The sequence below is a fragment of the Paenibacillus sp. D2_2 genome (assembly GCF_031199965.1).
Taxonomy (GTDB): Bacteria; Bacillota; Bacilli; order Paenibacillales; family Paenibacillaceae; genus Fontibacillus.
Genome location: NZ_CP133605.1, coordinates 2,695,432 through 2,717,863, shown reverse-complemented (window position 1 = coordinate 2,717,863; position 22,432 = coordinate 2,695,432). Strand labels below are relative to the sequence as shown.

Below are 22,432 nucleotides of genomic sequence, written 5' to 3'. Positions count from 1 at the left end.
GCCCGGATGATCTTATTCATTCCGAGCTTCGCTTTCGTTAGTTTGTGTATATTTTATTCCTTCCGAACCAGAAGCATGCAGTGGAAGCTCTACCGTGAAACGTGACCCGTTCGGCCCTGTCTCGACAAGCTGTACCGTTCCTCCTTGCTTCTCGGCCAGATTACGAACCAGAGCTAACCCCAGTCCTGTTCCACCGCTGGCCCTTGATCGGTCTTTGCTAACTGTATAGAACGGATCGAAAATACGTAGTACGGCTTCCTCTGGAATGCCGATTCCCGTATCGGCAACTTCGATGATCATCCGCCCTGCCTCATTTGCTGGTGCTGCAATGTAGTTAAGCAGGTGAACTTTTCCGCCTGGACGGTTATATTTCACCGCGTTGTCCAGTAAATTAAGCATGATGTGCATCACGTTCTCAGGATCGGCCCATACCTCTCCTGCAGCAAGCGAAGTATGGATCGTGACCCCGCAGTTGTCCGCCTTTCCTTGCAGCCGGGCCACAGCTTCCTCAAGCAAAGGTCGCAGCGGAACCGCCTCCACTTGTGTCTCAAACTCGTAAACATCCATCGCCGACAACTGCAACGCCTTCTCTACAAGACCGTACAGCCGCTGTGCCTCTACATGGATACGCCTTCCGGCATCGTCTAACAGGGCAGGATCATCGCTGTACATATTCAACAGGTCGGCATACGCAATAATCGAGGTTAACGGTGTCTTCAGCTCATGGCTAATATTGCCGATGAACTGCTTCTGCTGCTGCTCGAGTTCTCGCAATCGTCCCACCGTATCAAGCAGCTTCTGCTTCTCCTCATGCAAAGCACCGACTGACGTGGAGATGCTTCGGCTCATTTCATAGATTCCCTGGGCAAGCTCTCCCAGCTCATCCTTTCTAATTACCGAAGGGGCCGATAAATAATCCCCTTGCCCTATTTGCGATGCCGCTTTGTTCAACCTACTAATGACATTTACCTGGCGCCGGACATAGACGTAACCGATTAGGAATCCGACACCGAGTACAGTGGCTCCGGCAAGTAGAAACAACCAGCGGATTCGGGCGTAAAAAGCATTTTGCTCAGCAAGCGAGGCATGAAACTGTACCGTGCCCAGACGTTGCTCGGCATTGTATAGAGGCGCTAGAAACAATAGCTGATCCCCTTCGGTAATGTACGCCGACTGTCCTTGGGCTGTAAAACGTAGAGCATCCTGCACATCGGCCCGGGGCTGAAACGGCAGCGAGGTACCGACAAATGTGCCGTCCACCGTATACAGCGTCACTGCCGTACCACTTTGTGCACCCAAATCCACGGCCAGCCGTTGACCCGTCTGCTTCATAAACTGTTCCGGCTGCATCCTGCCTCCGGTCAGATATTCCTCCCGCACATGCAGATTGGCGGCTTCTGCTTGCCTAGTAAAAGACTGCTCCAGTAGAGTTCGCTGGTTCTCCCGGATTCCGCTCAGCACTAGTACGCTTAGGCAAGTCACCACAAAAACGAGCAAAAGGGCGAGTAACAAAGAGATTTTCCCTTTCAGGCCTAGCCGAAATTTGCCGATCATTTAGGATAACTCCGTACTTTTATATCCGATTCCGTAAACGGTCTGAATGATACCGTGGAGATTGCCCAGCTTTTTGCGCAGACGCTGTACATGGATGTCCACGGTGCGGGTGCCACCCGCAAAGTCCATATCCCATACCTTCTCCAGTAGCACTTCCCTTGAATAGACCCGTCCCGGATTGCGCACCAGCAAGACTAGCAGATCAAATTCCTTAGGTGTTAATTCGAGCAGCTCACCTTGAATGGACACCGTGCGGCTGAATATCTCTGCGGTCAAAGCTCCTAGTCTCAGTACATCCTCCTGCTCCTGCTGTATTTGCTGTACATAACTTCCCCGGCGTGATAGAGCCTTAACTCTGGCCAGCAGCTCCCGCATATCAAAAGGTTTAGTCATGTAATCGTCAGCGCCCAGCTCCAGTCCGAGCACTTTATCGACAATATCATCTTTGACAGTCAGTAACAAAATCGCCAGCCGAGGTTGTCCGTCCAGCTTACGGCATACATCATAACCGCTAACACGAGGCATCATGACATCAAGCACCATAACTGTAGGTCGGAATGTCTCCACCTTGTCCAGAGCCTCCTGACCGTCCGCAGCCATTTCCACTTCATACCCTTCCCTACGCAGCGCGTAAGCCACAGCCGACCGAATGCTACTCTCGTCATCTACCACTAGTATTTTGATCATGAATAACTCCTCGCATGCTTTACCCGTTTCTCATAGAAAATAGAAGAGCAAGGTATATATGTGAAACTATTACTTTTTTAGTATAACAATGTCCATCCCAATCAACCATTTGCTGGCATATGGAACACCATTTTAATAACCCGCGTACTTTCCCCTTCATTGATTTTTTATAAAAATTTCCTGCGAATGAGAATAAATAGAGACGAGTTAGCATTTTTATAAAATGATAGGGTTTGAACCACTACTTATCAAAGAGAGGGGTACGCTATGTTAAAGAAACGTAAAGCCATACTAGCCTTGCTTATCATAATGGCTGTAAGCACTATTATGAGTGCTTGTGGAAGCAGTGGTCAAGACACCAATTCTTCCGCGCCACCGAAGGCAAACAATGAAAAAGCCGCTGATCAGTCATCTGGGGGCAAGACCGAAACACCGAAGGAGCAGGTCTTCCGCTTCAATTTGCATTCGAATCCGCCATCACTAGATCCCGGTCAAGTACAAGACAACGTAGGGTTCGCAGTACTCACAGGATTGTACGAAGGGCTGGCGCGGAGTGACGAGAATGGTAAAGCCATTCCAGGCATTGCAGAGAAGTGGGATATTTCCCGGATGGTCTCAAGTACACCTTCCATCTACGGAAAGACGCAAAATGGTCGAATGGAGATCCCGTGACAGCGAATGACTTTGAGTTTGCGTGGAAGCGGGTGCTCAATCCAAAGGCCGAGCCGGCGCCACCATACGCTTATCAGATGTACTATATCAAGGGTGCAGAAGCGTATAACACCGGAGAGAACACCGACCCGAATTCGGTAGCCGTCAAAGCCATCGATGCCAATACGCTTGAGGTCGAGCTAGAGCAATCCACTCCGTATTTTCTAAGCCTTCTTTCATTCTCGACTTACTTCCCAGTACATTCTTCCGTGAAGGACAATCCGAAGTGGGCATCCGACGCAAGTACCATCATTTCGAACGGTCCGTTTAAAATGGGCGAATGGAAACAGCAAAGCTCACTTGAGATAGTTAAGAATGAGTATTACTACGCTAAAGACGAAATCAAATTCACCAAAGTGCACATGACCATGGTAGACGATTCCGGCTCGGAACTCAGCATGTATGAGACCGACCAGCTCGATTTTGCCGGTATGCCGACCGGACGTATTCCTAACGAGCAGATTCCAATCATGAAGCAGACGAAGCCGGATGAATTAGACATCAAGGGCATCGCCTCCACCTACTACTATTTGTTCAACAATAAACAGAAGCCGTTTGATAATGTCAACATCCGCAAAGCGCTGGCGATGGCGATCAATCGTCAGTTGATTGTTGATAAGGTGACTCTTGGCGGACAACTGCCCGCGTATGGCATTGTTGCTCCGGGAATCGCGGGTGAGAATGGTGAATTCCGCACCGAGCACAAGGACGATTATTTCAAGGAAAATATAGATGAAGCAAAGGCGTTGCTGCAAAAAGGGCTCAGCGAAGAGGGGCTATCCGCCATGCCTGAATTTACGCTCATCTATAATACCGATGAAAACCATAAGAAGGTGGCCGAGGCCATTGTCGATATGTGGAACAAAAATCTCGGTATCAAAGCAAAAATTGAGAATCAGGAATTTGGCGTCTTCCTGAAGAACCGCACCGCGCTCAACTATCAAGTGTCCCGGGCCGGATGGCAAACCGACTACAACGACCCTATGTCCTTCCTCGATCTGTACATGACCGGGAGCGGAAACAATGATATCGGATACAGCAATCCAGAATACGACAAGCTCGTTCATGAGGCGAAGCAATCACTTGATAACAAGAAGCGGATGGAATTGATAGCTGAAGCAGAGCGTATATTGATCGAGCAAGATCAGGCTATTATTCCGTTGTACTACTACACGAACGTTGCGTTAAAGAAACCAAATCTCAAAAACGTGTTTATCGACTACCAAGGAAACATCATCTTCAACCGGGGTTACTTCGAATAACGGCGCAGTCCAAGCCTGTCCAGCAGGAATTACATCCGGGATGCATTTGGCCCCCATAGCCGGTGCGTCCCGCTTCTTCATATCCACGGCAGTAATAGTGCTTGTTTAATCTGATAAGAAAGGAGGATGCATTCATGACTCGGTATACCCTGACCAAATTGTTCTATCTCATCCTGTCTCTGTGGGTACTGGCTTCCGTCACTTTTTTGCTCATGAAAGCCATTCCCGGCGATCCCTTCATGTCGGAAAAAGCGGTTCCACCGGAAATCCGTGCCCGTCTCATGGCCCAATACGGACTGGATAAACCGCTGTATGAACAATATTTCGTATACCTGGGCAACCTGGCGAAAGGCGATCTGGGCATTTCGATGAAAATGCTGGACCGTGAAGTCGGTCAAATGATTCGCGATGCCTTCCCCTACTCTTTAAAGCTAGGTATTGTCTCGATTATTTTCTCTGTTGTCATCGGAGTTGGTCTCGGCATGGTTGCGGCGCTGCGGCATCGCAAGCTTCTCGACTCTGTATCGATGATCATCGCAGTTCTGGGCGTATCTGTTCCCAGCTTTGTATTAGCTTCCTTTTTCCAATATATTTTCGGCGTAAAACTGAGATTGCTTCATGTCGTTGGTCTGAGCGGCCCGCTTGATTATATAATGCCGACCTTGGCGCTATCCGCCCTGCCGATTGCCTTTATCGCACGCCTGACACGTTCGAATATGTTAGAGGTGTTGACTGCCGACTATATTAAGACCGCAAAGGCCAAAGGCTTATCCTCCGGTGCCATCATCCAAAGACATGTGCTGCGCAACGGTATTCTACCCGTTGTCACCTATCTCGGTCCACTCACGGCCAACGTCGTGACAGGTTCTTTTATCATCGAGCAAATTTTCGGGATCGGTGGTCTCGGCAAAATATATGTCATCAGCATCAGCAACCGTGACTATTCGTTAATTATGGGCATTACCCTATTTTATGGGCTTATTCTCATGTGCGCCCGCTTCATTACCGACATTGCGTACGGACTCATCGATCCCCGCATCACTCTGGTCTCGAGAAAGGAGAAGGCCGCATGACAATGTTGCATTCTTCCCCTGCCGACAAACGCGAACTGGTCCTGGAAGATTTTCGAAAGGCAGAAGTTAGCGAACATGCGGCGGAAGCGATCGAACAGGAAGGAGTATCTTCATGGCGTGACACCTGGCTGCGTCTGCGCAGCAACCCAGTTGCTATGACAGGCCTAGTCTTCTTACTGCTCATTATCATCATGGCAATAATCGGTCCAATGCTGACGCCTTACGATTACTATTCTAATTATCTAGAGATGACGAATCTGCCACCTTCCGCCGAGCATTGGTTCGGTACGGACGATCTCGGCCGCGACATGTTCGCTAGAACGTGGATGGGCGCCCGTATTTCTCTTACTGTCGGCTTCTCCGCTGCAGCCATCAATCTCGTCATCGGTGTTATCTACGGCGGGATCATGGGTTATATCGGCGGACGTCTTGACGAGGTGATGAACAAAATCTCTGAAATCATCTATTCTATTCCGGATCTTCTGGTAGCGATTCTGCTTGTTGTCGTCTTCGAACCAAGCCTGGGTACGATTATATTGGCGCTGTGTGTGACTGGCTGGATCAATATGTCTTGGATCGTACGTGGACAGATGATGCAGCTCAAAAATCAGGAATACGCCCTCGCCTCCCGGTCTCTTGGCTCGCCCCATATGCGCGTCTTGTTTCGACATCTCCTGCCAAACGCAATGGGTCCGATTATCGTTACCTTGACCTTGGCAGTGCCCTCAGCCATCTTCAGTGAAGCGGTGCTTAGCTTCCTTGGGCTAGGGGTGCAATCGCCAGCTGCATCCTGGGGAACGATGATCAACGACGCGCTTAAAACCATGATTATTTATCCATGGCGTCTCGCCTTTCCTGCGCTGTTTATCAGCTTGATGATGCTGTGCTTTAATCTGTTCGGGGACGGGCTGCGCGATGCGCTCGATCCGAAGATGAAAAAATAAGGACTAGGAGGGTTCGCCCTTGCAAAAATTGCTAGAAGTCCAAGATTTGCATGTCTCCTTCCATGTCCGCGGCGGCGATGTGCAGGCCGTGCGCGGTATCGGATTCCATGTTCAGCCCGGTGAGGCCATCGCCATTGTCGGCGAATCCGGCTGCGGAAAAGCGTGACTGCACAAGCCATCATGCGTCTACTACCGCAGCCTCCCGCCCGTATTCATCAAGGATCGATCCTGTTCCAGGGAAAAGATCTACTAAGTTTGAACGAGCGGGAAATGCAGTCTATACGAGGTAAGGATATCGGGATGGTGTTTCAGGATCCGATGACATCGCTGAATCCGACGATGACGATAGGACACCAGATTACCGAGGTGCTGATCAAACACCAGCAAATGACAGCAAAGGAAGCCAAGCGGCGAGCAATTGAGATGCTTGAGATGGTCGGTATCCCCATCCTGCCTCACGCTTCTCGCAGTACCCGCATGAGTTCTCCGGTGGCATGAGGCAACGGGCTATGATCGCCATTGCTTTAGCTTGTCGCCCGGCCCTGCTAATCGCGGACGAGCCGACGACAGCGCTAGATGTGACGATCCAGGCCCAGATCCTACGTGTTCTAAAATCTCTACAGAGTGAGTTTGGGACCTCGATCATTTTAATTACGCATGATCTTGGCATTGTGGCGGATTTGTGTGATCGTGTCATTGTCATGTATGCGGGTCAGATCGTTGAGACCGGTACGAAGCGCGAAATATTAAAGCAACCACAGCATCCTTATACCCAAGGCCTGCTGCGTTCCCTACCTCGGATCGATCAGAACAAGAATGAGCCGCTTGTGCCGATTTACGGTACACCACCTGATCTAGCCAAACCACCAGAAGGCTGCCCGTTCTGGGCCAGGTGTAATGACACGATGAACATCTGCCAACAGCAGTTGCCGGAATCGACCGATATCAGCGAAACCCATAGCGCAAGCTGCTGGCTGCAACATCCACTGGCACAGGAGGTATCCCGATGAGTACAGAGCCATTGCTCCAGATTAAACAGTTGAGTAAATATTTTCACCTTGGACGAGGCCAGACACTTAAGGCTGTTAATAACATTAGCTTCAGCGTCGACAGAGGTGAGACACTCGGCATGGTAGGCGAATCGGGATGCGGCAAATCGACAGCAGGAAGAACAATTCTTCGTTTATATGAGCCGACTGCCGGCGAGGCATTGTATGGAGGTTCGAGATTTACCGGCTGAAGCCGGGCCAGCTTAAAGCTTTTCGTCGCGAGATGCAGATGATCTTCCAGGACCCGTACGCTTCGCTTAATCCGCGCATGACAATTATGGACATTATTGGTGAGGCACTTGACATTCACCGTCTCGCTGAGACCCGATCTGCACGCAGGAAGCGAGTTGAGGAACTTCTTTATCTAGTCGGGCTTAATCCAGAGCATTCTACCCGCTATCCCCATGAGTTTTCGGGTGGCCAACGCCAGCGCATCGGAATCGCTCGCGCGCTAGCTGTCGATCCGAAATTCATTATTTGTGATGAGCCCATCTCAGCGCTGGACGTATCCATACAGGCCCAGGTCGTCAATTTACTAAAGGATCTACAGAAACGTCTTGGACTAACTTATCTGTTCATCGCGCATGATTTGTCTATGGTCAAGCATATCAGCGATCGAGTTGCCGTCATGTACTTAGGTCAGATCGTGGAGCTGGCAGACAGTGAGACACTTTATGCAGAGCCGCTTCACCCTTATACACGTGCTCTTATGTCTGCCATCCCCGTCCCTGATCCTGATTTCGAAGCAGACAAGGAAAGGATTGTACTTAGCGGCGAGCTACCTAGTCCGCTGAATCCACCGAGTGGCTGTTCCTTCCGAACACGCTGCCCATATGTGACTTCGATCTGCACTGAGAGCGAGCCAGAATTTCGGGAAGCGAAGCCAGGACATCATGTCGCTTGCCATCTGGTCTAAGTCACCCCGTACCACCCCCTGTAGATAGCGGGAGATTAACTCTAAATGTTAAACAATAGAAAACCCTCTGATTGCCAGCCTTAGTAGCATGACTTCAGAGGGTTATTTATTATTTATTGCTAAGACTTACGCTTGATTCGCTGCGTTCGCAAGCTGCTTCTTACGACCAATTTGAATCAGTGTTAGGAAGAGTGCTGCCATTACGCCACTCGCGAGAAGCATTAGGAAGCAACCATTCCAACCGGAGGATTCGACGATGAATCCAACGAGTGCGCTTGCAGTCAGGTTACCAAACAAGTAAGCGAACAATCCAGTCATACCCACCGTGGTACCTACTGCGAACTTCGGTACGAAGTCGATTGCACTAAGGCCGATCAAGAACTGCGGCACATAAATGAGACAGCCAATAATGGATATGGCGATGTTGATAATAATCACATTCGTTGACTGCCAATACACGAGTGTAGCCAACACAACGCCGGCCATGCTGATAATGCAAAGTGGCATCCGATTACCCTTGAATACCTTGTCACTAAGCCAGCCAACGATGAGCGAGCTTGGAATGGCCGCCCATTCGAATATGGCAAATGCAAGTTGGTATTGCGATTGCGTGAAGCCTTTTACTTCCGTCAAGTACAGAGGTACCCAGTTCAAGACGCCGAAGCGAATGAAGTATACGAATACGTTCGACAAGCACAGGAACCAGATGAATTTGTTTTTAAGTACATATTTGAACAAGATTTCCTTCATGGACAGCTTGTCGCCTTCCGGGTTACGTTCTACGTCGTCATAATCGTTGCGATATTCATCCACTGGCGGAAGGCCGACTGATTGCGGCGTGTCCTTTCCGCAGAACCATACGAAGACGGCGATAACCATAGCCATAATCCCAGGAACAACGAAAATTGCGGATTGCCAGTAAGCGGATCCGAGAATCCCTAATGAAACACCAACGATTGGCGCAATAATGCCGCCGCCGATATTGTGAGACGAATTCCAGATTCCCATGTATGTGCCGCGCTCTTTCTTTGAGAACCAGTTCGCTAGAACGATACTACAAGGAGGAGCACCCATACCTTGAAACACTCCGTTTATGATCAGCATCATGAAGATGAGGCCGAACGAGGAAGCTGAACTCAAGAAAAAAAGGTTAACAAGTCCAGCCATGAATAAGCCAACAGCGATAAATCGCTGAGTATGAGCCTTATCGGCCAAATTCCCCATAAAGAATTTACTGATCCCGTAAGTAACCGCAAGGGCGGCACTCAGCATTCCGAGCTGAGAAGGAGTGAACCCAAATTCACTTTTCAAAAACGGTGTTGACAGGGTAAAGTTGTTGCGTACTAAGTAATAGCCCGCATATCCTACAAAAATACCGATCAATGTACGGATACGAAAAATTCGATACATCTTTGCGATCATGTTCTCCGGCAATCGAGGTATTGCGGGAGCTTTTTTCAACCAACCTAACATTCTTCATTCTCCTTGACCTTTATTGTCCGTACGCAATCTGTTCCAAAGGTCTAAGATTTGATCATGTCTACGCATTGAACTGTGTACAGGTAAGACAGCAGAATTCGATTCATCCTGCTTGTTCTTGTGCACGGTTGGAGTGCCATAAGACACTCGTTCCAAGACAGTTGCTGCCTCTTGCGACAAGCTGTAATTGATGAACCAGTCTGCAGCGCTCTCATTAGGCGCGTTCCGGATTTTAGATATTCCGTTGACAAATAGGCTCGTATTAGTCGGAATGCTGCTCACAATATCAAACCCGGCTTCGCGCAGTTTGCGCTGATCTCCGAGAAAGTTGATACCGATTGCATACTCACCTGAGCTAACATATTGTGCCGGCATGAAGCCGTTTACAGTAAGCAGACCGATATTGCTGTTCAACTTACGCAAATAATCGGATGTTCTCTGCTCCCCCATGCATCGTATAACGAAGCGATAAATGTGTACGCGGTACCTGAATAATTCGGATCTGGCATCACAATTTTTCCGCGGTATGCAGGATTAAGCAGGTCTTCCCACGTCTTAGGAATCTTCAACCCAAACGGTGCAAATTCTTGATCCCAGCGTTCGCGATTAACCGCAATCGATAATTGTTCTACTTCGTAACCAGCCCAATACCCGTCCACGTCCTTAAATGGAAAAGGTATAAGATCCATGTTTGCGCTTCGAATCGGGGAGGATAGATTCTCTTCCTTCATCGTCATGTGCGCATCGATCGTTCCACCAATAACGAGATCCGCTTGCGGCTTCGTTGATTCTTGAGCCACACGGCGCAATATCTCCTCTGTCGACAGCCGAATGTATTCGTATGTACATCCTGTTTCTTGACAGAAGGAGGACAACAGTGCACTACCGACTTCTTCGCGAGCCGCCACGTATGCAACCAGATGACGCCCTTTCAAATCAGGCATACCTTGTTCATCCACAGTAATAGCATGATAATCATTGGAACAGCCTGCCTGCGTAACTAGACAGACGAATAGTAAAAGGTAGAGTAATCGTGTCATCTTATATCCGCCTTTGTGTTCTTTCCATGAAGCAACTCCTCCAAGCCTGCCTGCAAATAGATCGAATTGCCGTTGTCATCACCCATATACTGCATGACGACATAATCGGAATAAACCACGATATGCAGGAGGTTGCTACGATCATTTATCAGCTTCTTGTCTTCCTTGTATGCAGTAATAGAGCCAAGCGGCATCTGCTTGTGGAGCAACAATTGCTTAATTTCGACCAAATCTTTGATTTCCAATGCTTGGCTAATGCTGGTCACCAAGTAACCCTTTTCATGATCAAGCAAGCTTTCTTGTTCGCCGTTAGAACGGAAAGTGATCCTTTCTGCATTTCGTATGAATTGTGCAAAATGCTCAGGCGTATAGTAGAAACTTTGCAACTGTGTCTGCAAGGCAGACAGCAGAGGTGTCTCATGTCCAGGTCCGTAAGACCATTTGCCAAGGGTAAAGGTGCTGCTAAGCTCAAAGGTCTCCTCGCTTCCGTTCAAATATTGGATGCGTCCCGAGAGAATGGCCTGTTCACTGTCGATATCAGTAGACAGCCTCGGTTCATACTCCTGCTTGATCCGATCAACATAGGATACGAGTGAGTGCAGACTTACCTCGTCATTGACAATCAAAGATCCCCATTTCTGATGAGAAATTGTTACTTGAACAGGAAGGGAATCGCTTACTTTTCGCAACACTTCATGCTTATCGTCAATAATGCCGACTTTCTTATAGACTTGCTCATTCATGAAGAAACCGGCGAAAATCAGCAATAGAATAATTCCTGTAAAAAGAACGACACTCCATATAAGCTTGTTCATTCTGTATTACTCTCCCTACTCAGCATAAACAACCATCATTTCATAATCTCCTCGTAATTGTTTCATAAATGTATTATTTCGAGCTTGTTGGCAGAGGTTGTGTATTCAATGCTGCCGGTGAGCGGAACTTCAGCGTGATCGTCGTTCCGACCCCATCCTCGGACTGTATGAACATTGCTCCTCCTTGCAGGGTCATTAGCTGTTTGCATATAAGCAACCCGAAGCCATTGCCTATAGTTTCTGTTAGACTCTCGTCCGTTGAGGAGCTGTCAAATCGTGCAATGAGAGAAGGGCTTATGCCAATTCCATCATCCCGGATCGTAATTTGCTCTGCCTCGTCGCTTGATGTTTGCTCTATTACAAGTTTGGATGCATCGCTATATTTGATTGCGTTATCGAGCAAGTTCAAGAAAATCTGCTTCGTCTTATCTGGATCTGCGACAACCATCGTGGTGACTAGCTTGTTACGCAGCCGAATCTGATATTTGTCGAGTCGTGGTTGTAAGACATAGACTGCTTCGCTTACAATCGACGCGATGTCGCATATGGTAGGAGATACCGAGAATGGGCTGTCTCCATACTTGGATTGGCTTAACAGTTCCTCGACAAGCGTGAGCATTCGCTCGCTTTCCACGGAAATATGGCGTAAGCTTTCCCAACATCCTTCGGATCCTTCAGACGTGGAATTAAGTTCGAATATCCCATAATCGCGGTCAGAGGCGTCTTCAGCTCATGGGTGACTCGATCGAGGAAATCGCGCTGTTTATCCTTCTCCCGTCCTAACTGTTTGATGTGTAGCTCGATTGCATCGGCCATCGCATGCAAGGAATGTGCTAACTGACTTATTTCCACATAACCGCTTAATTCGATACGGCTTCCGTAATGGCCGTTGGCAAGCTTCTTCGCCATATCTCGAAGCTGCTCGATCGGTCTGCTCAGCGACTTGGCGAAGCGATTCGCAACCAGCACGGCGGCAGCGAGTATAAACAAGCAAGCAACCGCAAAGGTGACATTCATTCGATTGAGTAGCTGAGATTCATCCTCCAGGGGCTGGAGGAATCGAATTAATCCGATGACTTGATTGTCAACGTAGATTGGGCTTGAGAACAGCAGCAATGGCGAAGGAGAAGCCTTTTGAATCATATAGGACTTATTACCAAGCATCGCTTGTTGTATATCCTGATTCACATAAGGTAATGCTCCTCGCTCGGTATCAGCTAGGACGTTATGATGCACGTTAATGAGCTGTACGCGAACGCCCATGCGCTTGGACAGATATGAGGCAATAAGCGGAGCGCCCTTTTGAAGGGTGGCATCTGGTTCGCCTTTTTGTTCGCGTTCTACATAATTGATCGTGTAGATCTGAGCTTCTACGCTGAGCTTTTGCAACGAATTAACCGCGGAGTGATATACATTATTCTGTAAAGAAATATCAAGCACGATATAGAGAAAAAGCATGACAGGAATGAATAGAGCTAGAAGTGCCAAGTGAATGCGTCTCTGTAAAGTCATAGGTTGTCCACCTTATTCAAAATAGTTCAGCAAATTAACAATCTATTTTATAACCGACGCCGTAAATGGTTTTGATTCGCTCTCCCTCTTGTCCTAACTTTTTGCGGAGGCGCTGTATCATAATATCGACTGCTCTCGTATTTTCCGGAAAATCAAGCTTCCACACCTTCATAAGGAGATCATCTCGAGTGAATATACGCTGCTTATTGGATAATAACAGCAGAAGCAAATCATACTCTCGATACGTCAGTGTAACCTCCTGTCCGTTCACAAGTATTAATCGCTTTTCCGAATCGACTTGAAAAGGGCCGCAATGCATGCGGCTAGATCCGGAGCTATTCTGCTCTTGCTTGTTCATTCGTCTTTGGATCACCTTAATTCGAAGCAGTAGCTCCGTACTGTGGAATGGCTTAACGAGGTAATCATCTGCGCCTAATTGCAGTCCCAGCAGCTTGTCGTTAATTTGTCCTTTGGCGGTAAGCATGATGACAGGAACGTCAGAGTTGCTGCTGCGGAACTCGCGCAGTAATTGATACCCATCTGTATCGGGAAGCATAACATCAAGAATAATCAAATCTATCGGTTGCGCCTGCCATTGTTCGTGCGCAGCTTGGCCGCTTGCGGCTGTGTGTACTGTGTAGCCTTCAATCTCAAGATTGAGACGGATGAGGTTCAGGATACTCTGCTCGTCATCGACAACTAGAATATTCATCGCGTCCTCCTTCTAAGTAGTGATTATCATTATTCACACAAAAAAGCAGCCTGGCAAAAGGCCGCTTGTTATTATACGTACATATCCTTAACTGTACATGAAATGCTTAATCTTAAACATGGTAAAATTCCCCGCAAACATTCAAAAGGGAAAATTGCTTTAAGAATATGTCGGCCCATGCTTTTGTATAAAATGCCCAGATTCTAAAATATGTATTAGTTGGACACATTGATGGTGCACATAATTTTTCGTCATTTGATACTTACTCCTTATTCGCAAAGAAGGCCGCCGAACTACTTGCATCGGCAGCCTTCTTTTGTTATGTTATAGAACTTATTATACTTAGTATTAATTCATAAAACGTACTACTTGATCTAATGGCAGACGTGATGAGCCATATGCAGGAGTGGAAGCTTCACCAATTGCAATTAGTAAAATAGCAATTTCATTTTGAGGAAGGTTGAATTTCTCCGCAAATTTAACTTTATCAAAGCCACCCATTGGTACTGTGTCATAACCCATATCTTTTGCTAACAGCATAATTTGCATCGATATTAGTCCTGCATCGAAATGTACAATATTTTTTAGAACAGCTTCTGGTAAATTACTATATAAAGCGCGTGAATTTTTAATCATTAAATCAGCAACTTCTCGAGTCATAAAACCTTGTTCAAAATTAGCATCGTATATTTGTTCAGCATTTTCGTACATGCTAAGATCACCAATTACGGCAATAATCGCTGATGAAGTCTCCACTTGTTCTTGATTATTAGCAATTGTACGCAATTCTTTTTTAACTTGTGGATCGTCAATTACAAGGAATCGCCAAGGTTGCAAATTGCTTGAAGAAGGTGCGGTAATCGCTTGTTGAAGCAGATTTTGTATCTTTTCTCGTGGAATGACAACCCCTTCTTTATATTTACGAACGGATTTACGTTCATTCATGAGTTGTCCTATTGTTGTTTGTGTAGTTAGCATCAATAATACCCCTTTCTGGTTGAGTTCTAGTTGAATATTTATTAGACCTCTTTTACTAAGAGTAAATTATAGTAAACTCAAATCCATCTTTCAAGGACTCGCTCAAACTATATTACTCTTTTATAGTGAAAAAAGCAGCTAATCTTTTTGATTAACTGCTTTAGTAAATTATTCCCTAACTTATTTCTTTTCCAACTCTAACATCTCGCCCAAGCGATCCCAGGTTTCAGTGATACCTTGCAGCATACCCATGTCCATAACTGTTTTAAGGGCCTCTGGCGACACATATTCAGCGCGGTTAACCAATTTCGTCTTGCCGCCTAGATCGATAAATTCTAACGTCATTAGAGTCGTTGGCAGGGACTCATTATTATTGCCTTCAGCATCCGAGAAATAATCATTGTAGACGATCTTTTCGAATTCGATAATTTCCTTATAGACACCTTTTCCCCATGATTCCATACCGTAAAATTCACCTAAATTCTGATCGATACACTTCATGCAGTAATGCCATACGCCTCCCGGACGAAAATCAATGTTACACACCGGGATCTCCCAACCTCTTGGTCCCCACCAACGCTTGAGGTGTTCCGGTTCCTTAAACATCCGGAATACGAGATCGCGCGGTGCATCGAATACGCGCTCCAGCACCAGTATACGATCGTTCTCTACTCTCGAGACCATTTCGTTCTTTGACATAGTAATCTCCTCCTAATTAAATGATGCTAAGGTTTTTCCTTATTCTGAAGTTCACGTAAGTAATTATCCAAGTTATCAAATCGATCTTCCATAATATGCTGGAAGGACTGCAGCCAAAGATCCATCGCTTGAAAGGGTTCAGACCGAAGCTTGTAGATCCGACGGTTCGCATCAACCCGTACTTCCACAACTCCGCTATCACTAAGCACTTTTAAATGTTTTGACGCTTGTGGTTGGCGAAGTCCCACTTGCTCGGCAATTTCGCCAACAGTCAGAGGACCATCACGCAATAGCTGTACGATATTCATACGATTCGGTTCAGCTAATGCAGTCAGCGTCGTTATTCCAGAATGTAAATAAAACTCATTATTGTTAATATTAGCGCGACCGCTCTCCGGTAAACATAATATTTTTTATGTAATCTATTTTCTGCAGAGCACACCCTACTTGTTGCCTTAAACAAAAAAGCCGCTAGAATTAGCGACTTTGAAGGGTTATTTTTTTTTATAACGACAGTAAAATAAAATATATTTTTGAGCACTTTTCATTTTGCTGATATACCTGTAAAGTCATCAAGATTGAAACGATTTTCTGGTAAATTCGTAGAAAGCAGAAGCGTTCTCCCAGGTCGGGAATCCAGCCTGCGCGATCTTTTCACTGCCTCCCCCTTTTCCTTGGAATGATCCTAAGTTGGCTTTAAAGAAGGCCCCGCAGGAATGATCAAAACTCCCGTTATGCGCCATAACAATCTTATTCTCCAATGACGTAGCAAATAGTACTTGAAGCTCATTGTCAGCTGTTAACTTTATCGCGAGGTTCTGTAAATCCTTAAGGGACTTATCCTCAAAAATATATGTAAGAAGGCTCCCTTCCTGTTTAGATAACAACTCCTGTGCGACATATTTATCATTCTTCTCTTTCAAGGCCATACACTCAACCTGAAGTTGCTTATACTCCATTTCCCACTTGTCTATTCGATCTATAATCTCATCTTTACCTGTATTAAATTTGATGGATAAGGCGTTAATAATCCGCGCATTATCATTAAATTCTCCTAAAGCACGGTATCCACATTTGAAATAAATCCGTGTATTTCCCTTTTGCTTTTCTGCCTTCAACAGCTTAATGATCCCGATTTCGCCCGTTGACGATACATGAGTCCCTCCGCATGCGTTAAACTCTACATTCTTCATTTCAACAATGCGAATATTCTCTGTCACTTTTGGCTGTTTGACGAGCCGCAACTGAGCCACTTCTTCTTGCGTAACAAAGTAACTAAGAATATTGTGATTCATATAGATCTGTCGGTTCACTTCATGTTCGATCCGTGTCAACTGCTCAGGATTTAGATCTGGATGTTCTACATCAATCGTGGAATAATCTGTCCCTAGATGGAAACTTAGAGTTGTTGCCTGAAAAAGGTCTAGACATACTGCCGAGAGTAGATGCTGTCCGCTATGCTGCTGCATATGATCGAACCTTCTAGACCAATGTATCTGGCATTCCGCATCAGTCTGTTCGGGTAAACTCGCCATCTTATGTAATACTTCTTCTCCTTCACTAATTACATCAAGCACAGGAATCCCATTAATCGTACCTTCATCACTAGGCTGCCCGCCGCCTTCTGGATAAAAGGCTGTCTCTTCCAGAATGATGTAATGCCCGTCTTCTCTCTCTATAATCTTGCTTATCTTAGTCTTCCATTCAATCAAATAAGCGGAATCGTAAAACAGCTTCTTCGTCATAATTAATGATCTTCCTTCCTATTAGTACGTGTTCAAAAGGCCGGTTTTAGCACCAAGAAGGTTGGATATCACGCACTAGATTCTTCATGCATCGTATCGTATATTGGAGTATCGATCAATATTGTTAGCACAAAAAGACAACTAATCACTATCAAGCCCTGTAATTAGTTGCCTAAGTATCCACTAAATCATTCAGACTTCTGGTGGTTCCGATTATAACAAGTAACAATAGTTGAATAACGAAAAATCTCTGTTTATTTTGTATCTTCGATTGACTCCACTTGTTGAATCGTATCTACAAATATCCATCCTTTTTCCCAACCACGTTCTTTATGAAGACGATCTATTATTGCTTGCTTAACAGAATCCTTACGGAGGACTTGAACGACCATACTTCCCATTCTTGTCTTTTTATCTCGGCCATTGTATTTGTAATTTGCCTTAAACAGTAATATTCCATCGGGGCTTTCCATATCACTTATCGACTTTCCATCATCTGATAATTTTAAACCAAGAACTTTTTCGAACACCGATTGAGCAGTTGTTATTTGATTATTGAGAAATTCTTTGTCTAAAGAGTCTTCATTCTCACTTCGTAGTTTAAGTAAATAATCCTGAACACTTTGTATTATCAATGTAGATTCTTTACTTGTTAACTTATTTTGCATATAATTGCACGCTCCTTATTCTATTTTCTTCCTCGTTGGCTAAGGAACCGTTAAGGCGCTTTAAAGCTTTACAGCTAGCATACTACAAAGTCGGGTCTAGAGGGAAGACTTTCCTCGAACATTAATTCTATTATGTAATCGACTATCTCATTATTAAGCAAATTAACATACATAGAAAAAAGAAACGGCACCTATTAAAAGCGCCGTTTCTTTTTTTCAAACTTCCTCACCAAAAAAATAATCTTCAATCAACAGCGCTTTCCGCTGTTTTTACCTGGATTCATCGGTTTATTTCCTTCATCTTCTGTCAGTTTCTCACCGAATTGATCTAGCCGTCCAGGAGTAGCGGCAGGTCCGTCGTTCTTTGGCTTATTGTTTCTTCCAGTCATGACGTTCACCTCCATTTATAACATGAGCGCCTGACCCTGTTTTCATACCACTCCTCACAAAAGCTTGAACTTTCGCTGCTCTTCTTCATTAAAGACGCGTGAACGGGTCAGAAATCTTTTTCCCTCTGGTCCTTCGAGCGAGAACATCCCACCTCTGCCAGGAACTACGTCGATGATCAGCTGAGTATACTTCCAATACTCATATTGGGCTTTACTCATGTAAAACGGGGCTCCGCCGATCTCCCCCATCCTTACATCGCTCTCTCCGATAAGGAATTCGCCTACCGGGAAACACATAGGCGAGCTGCCGTCGCAACAGCCACCCGATTGATGGAACATGACCGGGCCGTGTTTCGTTCGTAGCAAGTCAATCAGTTCCAGTGCAGCATCTGTGGCGATGACCTTGCGCACACCATCTTCTTCCAGGCTCATACGTCTTCCCCATTTCAGAAGAAGCCCAGCGCGTTAGGACTGTAGCTGATCAACAAATTTTTCGTTTGCTGGTAGTGCGATAACATCATCCGGTGATTTTCACGACCGATACCGGAGGATTTGTAACCACCAAAGGCCGCATGAGCCGGATACGCATGGTAGCAATTGGTCCAGACACGTCCGGCCTGAATCTGGCGACCGACCCGGTATGCGGTGTTCACATCACGTGTCCAAACTCCGGCGCCGAGACCGTATAACGTATCATTCGCAATTGCGAGCGCTTCTTCCTGGTCCTTGAAGGTCGTCACAGCCACAACAGGACCAAAAATCTCTTCTTGGAAAATACGCATGCTGTTATTTCCTTGAAGTACGGTAGGCTGGATATAATAACCGTCTGCCAGCTCCCCTTCGAGTGAAGCGCGCCCTCCGCCAATCAGGCATTCTGCTCCTTCCTGTTTGCCAATGTCGATATAGCTCAGGATTTTCTCCATCTGTTCAGTAGATACCTGGGCGCCAATCATCGTGGCTGGATCGAGCGGATTACCCTGCTTGATGGCAGCTACCCGTTTCAATGCCCGTTCCATAAATTGATCATAAATGGATTCCTGAATGAGCGCCCGAGAAGGGCAAGTGCAGACCTCGCCCTGGTTCAGCGCAAACAACGTAAAACCTTCGAGCGCCTTGTCAAAGAAAGCATCGTCCTTAGTCATGATATCTTCAAAAATATATTCGGGGATTTGCCGCCTAGTTCCAACGTGACTGGGATCAGATTCTGGGAAGCATACTGCATGATCAGTCGCCCGGTTGTCGTCTCCCCCGTAAATGCTATCTTGGCAATTCTGCTGCTCGAAGCGAGCGGCTTGCCTGCTTCCAAGCCAAAACCGTTGACAATGTTCACCACACCTGGCGGCAACAGATCCTCAATTAACTCCATCAAAACCATGATCGACGCCTGGTGTCTGCTCCGCAGGCTTCAGCACGACGCAATTGCCTGCAGCGAGTGCCGGAGCCAGTTTCCATGTAGCCATCAACAACGGAAAATTCCATGGGATGATCTGGCCAACAACCCCAAGCGGCTCATGAAAATGGTAAGCAACCGTGTCGTCATCGATCTGGCTTAACGATCCTTCCTGGGCCCGGATGCAGCCGGCAAAATAGCGGAAATGATCGATGGCGAGTGGTAAATCGGCCGCCATCGTTTCCCGGATCGGCTTGCCGTTATCCCATGTTTCGGCCACCGCAAGCATTTCCAAATTCGCCTCAATTCGATCCGCAATCCGATTCAGAATGAATGCACGCTCCGCAACCGATGTACGCCCCCAAGCATCTTTTGCTTCATGTGCTGCATCCAGCGCCAGCTCGATATCATCTGTACTCGACCTAGCCACCTCACAGAATGGCAAGTTGTTCACAGGCGAAACATTTTCGAAATATTGACCTTGAACTGGAGCAACCCATTTACCACCGATATAATTTTCATAACGCTTCTTAAAAGTAACCTTCGATCCATTCGCCCCCGGCTCAACAAATACCATAAAAGAACAGCCTCCTTAATTAATATTTAGATTTTCTTATGACTTGGATCATTGCAGGAAACATAAAATTATAAGTAAGCGCTGTCACCCTGATGCAAATTACACCTTTCATTTAGTATGCAGTTACATATCGTCTAAAATGAACGGTGTTCAATTAAATATAAAAAATTTGGAATACCCAATTTCAATCTATGGCGAGGGAAAATATTCTATTCCAAAATAATAGAGCAGTTCACTAATAAATACGCTGTGTATTATTTTCCATATGATGCAACATTTTAAGGAGACCTCCCGTTTATGATCATGTATGGAATTACATGAATTGTCATATTGCCATGAAAGAAAGAATTACTAACAAGAAGATAATTGTGAATATTGGAGGAATAATAACATGAACAAATTTTACAAAGTACTCACAACGGCAACGATTCTAGCAATGGCAGCAGTTCCTGTGGTAAGTGCAAACGAGGCGCATCTTGCAATTTGCCCACCAGGACCAGTAAATCAAGTGGATCAAAAGGAAGACGTAACGATCGCGAATATGAACGGTAAACATAACGGTAACAAGGACAATAATGAACATAAGAAAGAAAATCAAAACAAAGAGCAACAAAAAACTCTCGGCACGCTAGGTCAAATTACGAATTATACCAATGATTCTAACGGTAAATCCATCACGGTGATCGGCAGAGGGCTCACACCTAGTGCCCAAGACGAAGTGATCCTAGCGATCACGAAGGACACGAAGATCATCAACAGTAAAGGCAAGAAGGTTAGCTTAGATCAAGTGATCAAAGAGAAAAAAGCCATTAAAGTATTTTACAGTCCGGTGCTGACGAAGAGCTTGCCACCTAAAGGCACCGCTATTTCTATCATCGTTCAGGATCAACAAATAAACGGTATCCAAGGAAAAGTGTCCGAAGCGAAGAACAACAAGATCGTCGTAACAGGTAAGAACCTCTACACCTCGAAAGAAGAAACGATCGTTCTCCAACTAACGGGTAATACGCCAATCGTCGATCAAGATGGTAAAAAAGTAGACCGTAAGGATATTAAGACAGGCATGACCATCGAAGCGTTCTACGGCTCGAAGATGACGAAGAGCATTCCTGCTCAAGTACAAGCGAACTACATCATCGTAAAGAAGGAACAACAAGTGCAGGATGAGCTTGAAACAAGCGGTGTGATTACAGAGAAGAACAACAATCAAATCACAGTTGTTGGTACACCTGCGGCACAAGGCGGTCTGAAGGAAATCAAGCTGAATGTGAATGATAATACGGTCATCGTAAATGAAAAGGGAGAACTACTAACGAAAGACGCCCTCCAATTAGATAAAAATGTGGACGTATTCTATGGCCCGGCGGTTACATTTAGCTTGCCGCCAATCGGCAATGCAACCAGAATCGTCGTGAAGGATCATGAGTCTATTAGAGTTGAAGGAACCATCGAGAAATCCGATTTTGCTAACGACAACCGCATTTATTTGAACGTCAATTCGGATAATAATAAGAACAACGATATCTTGCTAAATATCAACAAAGATACGAAGATCGTAAATCTTCACGGAAACCAAACGCAACTTACGCCAGGCATGAAGATCGTTGCTTATCACTCCCCTGTCATGACGATGTCACTACCAGGTATCACAAATGCTGAGATGATTATCATTTTGGAGGAAAGCCAAGTGCAATTACCAGGTACGGACGGCATCGTAACGGATGTGAACGGTGATCGTGTAACAGTTGTCGGTAAACCGCTTGAACAAGGTGGGCAAGAACAAATTATCCTTACCGTAGACAAAGATACCGTAATCGTGAATGATAAAGGTGAAGCCCTTACGAAAGATGCGATCAAAGCCAATGTAAATGTTGAAGCGACTTACGGTCCAGTCATGACAATGAGTTTCCCTGCAATGTCTCATGCGAGCAAAATCGTCGTAAAAGGTCAAGAGAATTTGAAAATCGAAGGCACAATCATGAAGGATCGTACCAACGATAAGCAGGTTTACGTGAACGTGAACTCTGATGAAAATTTCTACAATGATGTCATCCTAAACATCACAAAAGACACGAAAATCGTAAATAGCCTTGGTGGTGAAGCGAAATTGACGCCAGGTGCTAAAATCATAGCTTACCACTCCGGTGTCATGACGAGATCTCTTCCAGGCATCACGAATGCAGAATTGATCATCGTCATCTCAGAGTAATTGATCTGAATCCATAAAGCGTT

General features: G+C 45.8%; 15 protein-coding genes and 6 pseudogenes. 6 read left to right on the top strand and 15 right to left on the bottom strand.

Annotation, left to right across the window (positions count from 1 at the left end):
- Positions 1-12: 12 nt before the first annotated feature.
- Positions 13-1,554 (bottom strand): sensor histidine kinase, encoded by a 1,542-nt coding sequence (locus RE628_RS13835; protein ID WP_309159188.1) that lies wholly within the window; start codon positions 1,552-1,554, stop codon positions 13-15.
- The gene (locus RE628_RS13830) at positions 1,555-2,241 is read right to left on the bottom strand and encodes a response regulator transcription factor (protein WP_309159187.1); all 687 of its coding nucleotides are present in this window, start codon (positions 2,239-2,241) and stop codon (positions 1,555-1,557) included. It lies immediately after the preceding gene.
- Positions 2,242-2,508: 267 nt separating this feature from the next.
- On the opposite strand from RE628_RS13830, the pseudogene RE628_RS13825 reads away from it, so the two are divergent.
- The 5 genes and pseudogenes from RE628_RS13825 (at position 2,509) to RE628_RS13805 (ending at position 8,196) form a co-directional block, all read left to right on the top strand.
- Positions 2,509-4,214, top strand: a pseudogene (locus RE628_RS13825) (peptide ABC transporter substrate-binding protein).
- Positions 4,215-4,348: 134 nt separating this feature from the next.
- Positions 4,349-5,287, top strand: coding sequence for an ABC transporter permease (locus RE628_RS13820; RefSeq protein WP_309159186.1), 939 nt, complete (start codon positions 4,349-4,351; stop codon positions 5,285-5,287).
- Positions 5,284-6,231, top strand: coding sequence for an ABC transporter permease (locus RE628_RS13815; RefSeq protein ID WP_309159185.1), 948 nt, complete (start codon positions 5,284-5,286; stop codon positions 6,229-6,231). Before RE628_RS13820 ends, RE628_RS13815 begins: the two co-directional genes overlap by 4 nt.
- A gap of 19 nt (positions 6,232-6,250) precedes the next feature.
- Positions 6,251-7,241 (top strand): annotated as a pseudogene (locus RE628_RS13810) (ABC transporter ATP-binding protein).
- Positions 7,238-8,196 (top strand): annotated as a pseudogene (locus RE628_RS13805) (ABC transporter ATP-binding protein). Before RE628_RS13810 ends, RE628_RS13805 begins: the two co-directional pseudogenes overlap by 4 nt.
- A 126-nt stretch (positions 8,197-8,322) precedes the next feature.
- Here the strand turns inward: RE628_RS13805 and RE628_RS13800 are convergent.
- The 13 genes and pseudogenes from RE628_RS13800 to adh all read right to left on the bottom strand — a co-directional run bounded on the left by RE628_RS13800 (position 8,323) and on the right by adh (position 20,200).
- Complete coding sequence (locus RE628_RS13800; RefSeq protein ID WP_309159184.1) at positions 8,323-9,669, bottom strand: MFS transporter; 1,347 nt, start codon at positions 9,667-9,669, stop codon at positions 8,323-8,325.
- 3 nt (positions 9,670-9,672) lie between these two features.
- Positions 9,673-10,715 (bottom strand): annotated as a pseudogene (locus RE628_RS13795) (ABC transporter substrate-binding protein).
- Positions 10,712-11,530: a DUF3919 family protein gene (locus RE628_RS13790; RefSeq protein WP_309159183.1), complete on the bottom strand. Its 819-nt coding sequence runs from the start codon at positions 11,528-11,530 to the stop codon at positions 10,712-10,714. The pseudogene RE628_RS13795 and the gene RE628_RS13790 overlap by 4 nt, the downstream one beginning before the upstream one ends.
- Before the next feature lie 73 nt (positions 11,531-11,603).
- Positions 11,604-13,042, bottom strand: a pseudogene (locus tag RE628_RS13785) (sensor histidine kinase).
- A gap of 34 nt (positions 13,043-13,076) precedes the next feature.
- On the bottom strand, positions 13,077-13,754 hold the full coding sequence (locus tag RE628_RS13780; RefSeq protein WP_309159182.1) for a response regulator transcription factor: 678 nt from the start codon (positions 13,752-13,754) through the stop codon (positions 13,077-13,079).
- Between the two features lie 348 nt (positions 13,755-14,102).
- The gene (locus RE628_RS13775) at positions 14,103-14,732 is read right to left on the bottom strand and encodes a nitroreductase family protein (RefSeq protein ID WP_309159181.1); all 630 of its coding nucleotides are present in this window, start codon (positions 14,730-14,732) and stop codon (positions 14,103-14,105) included.
- Positions 14,733-14,912: 180 nt separating this feature from the next.
- A complete protein-coding gene (locus RE628_RS13770) occupies positions 14,913-15,431 on the bottom strand; it encodes an SRPBCC domain-containing protein (RefSeq protein ID WP_309159180.1) in 519 nt (172 codons plus the stop codon).
- Positions 15,432-15,457: 26 nt separating this feature from the next.
- The gene (locus tag RE628_RS13765; RefSeq protein WP_309159463.1) at positions 15,458-15,775 is read right to left on the bottom strand and encodes an ArsR/SmtB family transcription factor; all 318 of its coding nucleotides are present in this window, start codon (positions 15,773-15,775) and stop codon (positions 15,458-15,460) included.
- Between the two features lie 228 nt (positions 15,776-16,003).
- A complete protein-coding gene (locus RE628_RS13760; RefSeq protein ID WP_309159179.1) occupies positions 16,004-17,176 on the bottom strand; it encodes an alanyl-tRNA editing protein in 1,173 nt (390 codons plus the stop codon).
- Between the two features lie 254 nt (positions 17,177-17,430).
- Entirely contained in the window at positions 17,431-17,844 is a 414-nt protein-coding gene (locus RE628_RS13755) for a hypothetical protein (RefSeq protein WP_309159178.1), read from the bottom strand.
- Positions 17,845-18,092: 248 nt separating this feature from the next.
- Entirely contained in the window at positions 18,093-18,233 is a 141-nt protein-coding gene (locus RE628_RS13750) for a hypothetical protein (protein ID WP_309159177.1), read from the bottom strand.
- 54 nt (positions 18,234-18,287) lie between these two features.
- Complete coding sequence (locus RE628_RS13745) at positions 18,288-18,665, bottom strand: DUF779 domain-containing protein (RefSeq protein ID WP_309159176.1); 378 nt, start codon at positions 18,663-18,665, stop codon at positions 18,288-18,290.
- A 14-nt stretch (positions 18,666-18,679) separates the two neighbouring features.
- Positions 18,680-20,200, bottom strand: a pseudogene (adh, locus tag RE628_RS13740) (aldehyde dehydrogenase).
- Positions 20,201-20,591: 391 nt separating this feature from the next.
- Between adh and RE628_RS13735 the strand changes: the two are divergent.
- Positions 20,592-22,409: a hypothetical protein gene (locus RE628_RS13735; RefSeq protein ID WP_309159175.1), complete on the top strand. Its 1,818-nt coding sequence runs from the start codon at positions 20,592-20,594 to the stop codon at positions 22,407-22,409.
- Positions 22,410-22,432: the final 23 nt, after the last annotated feature.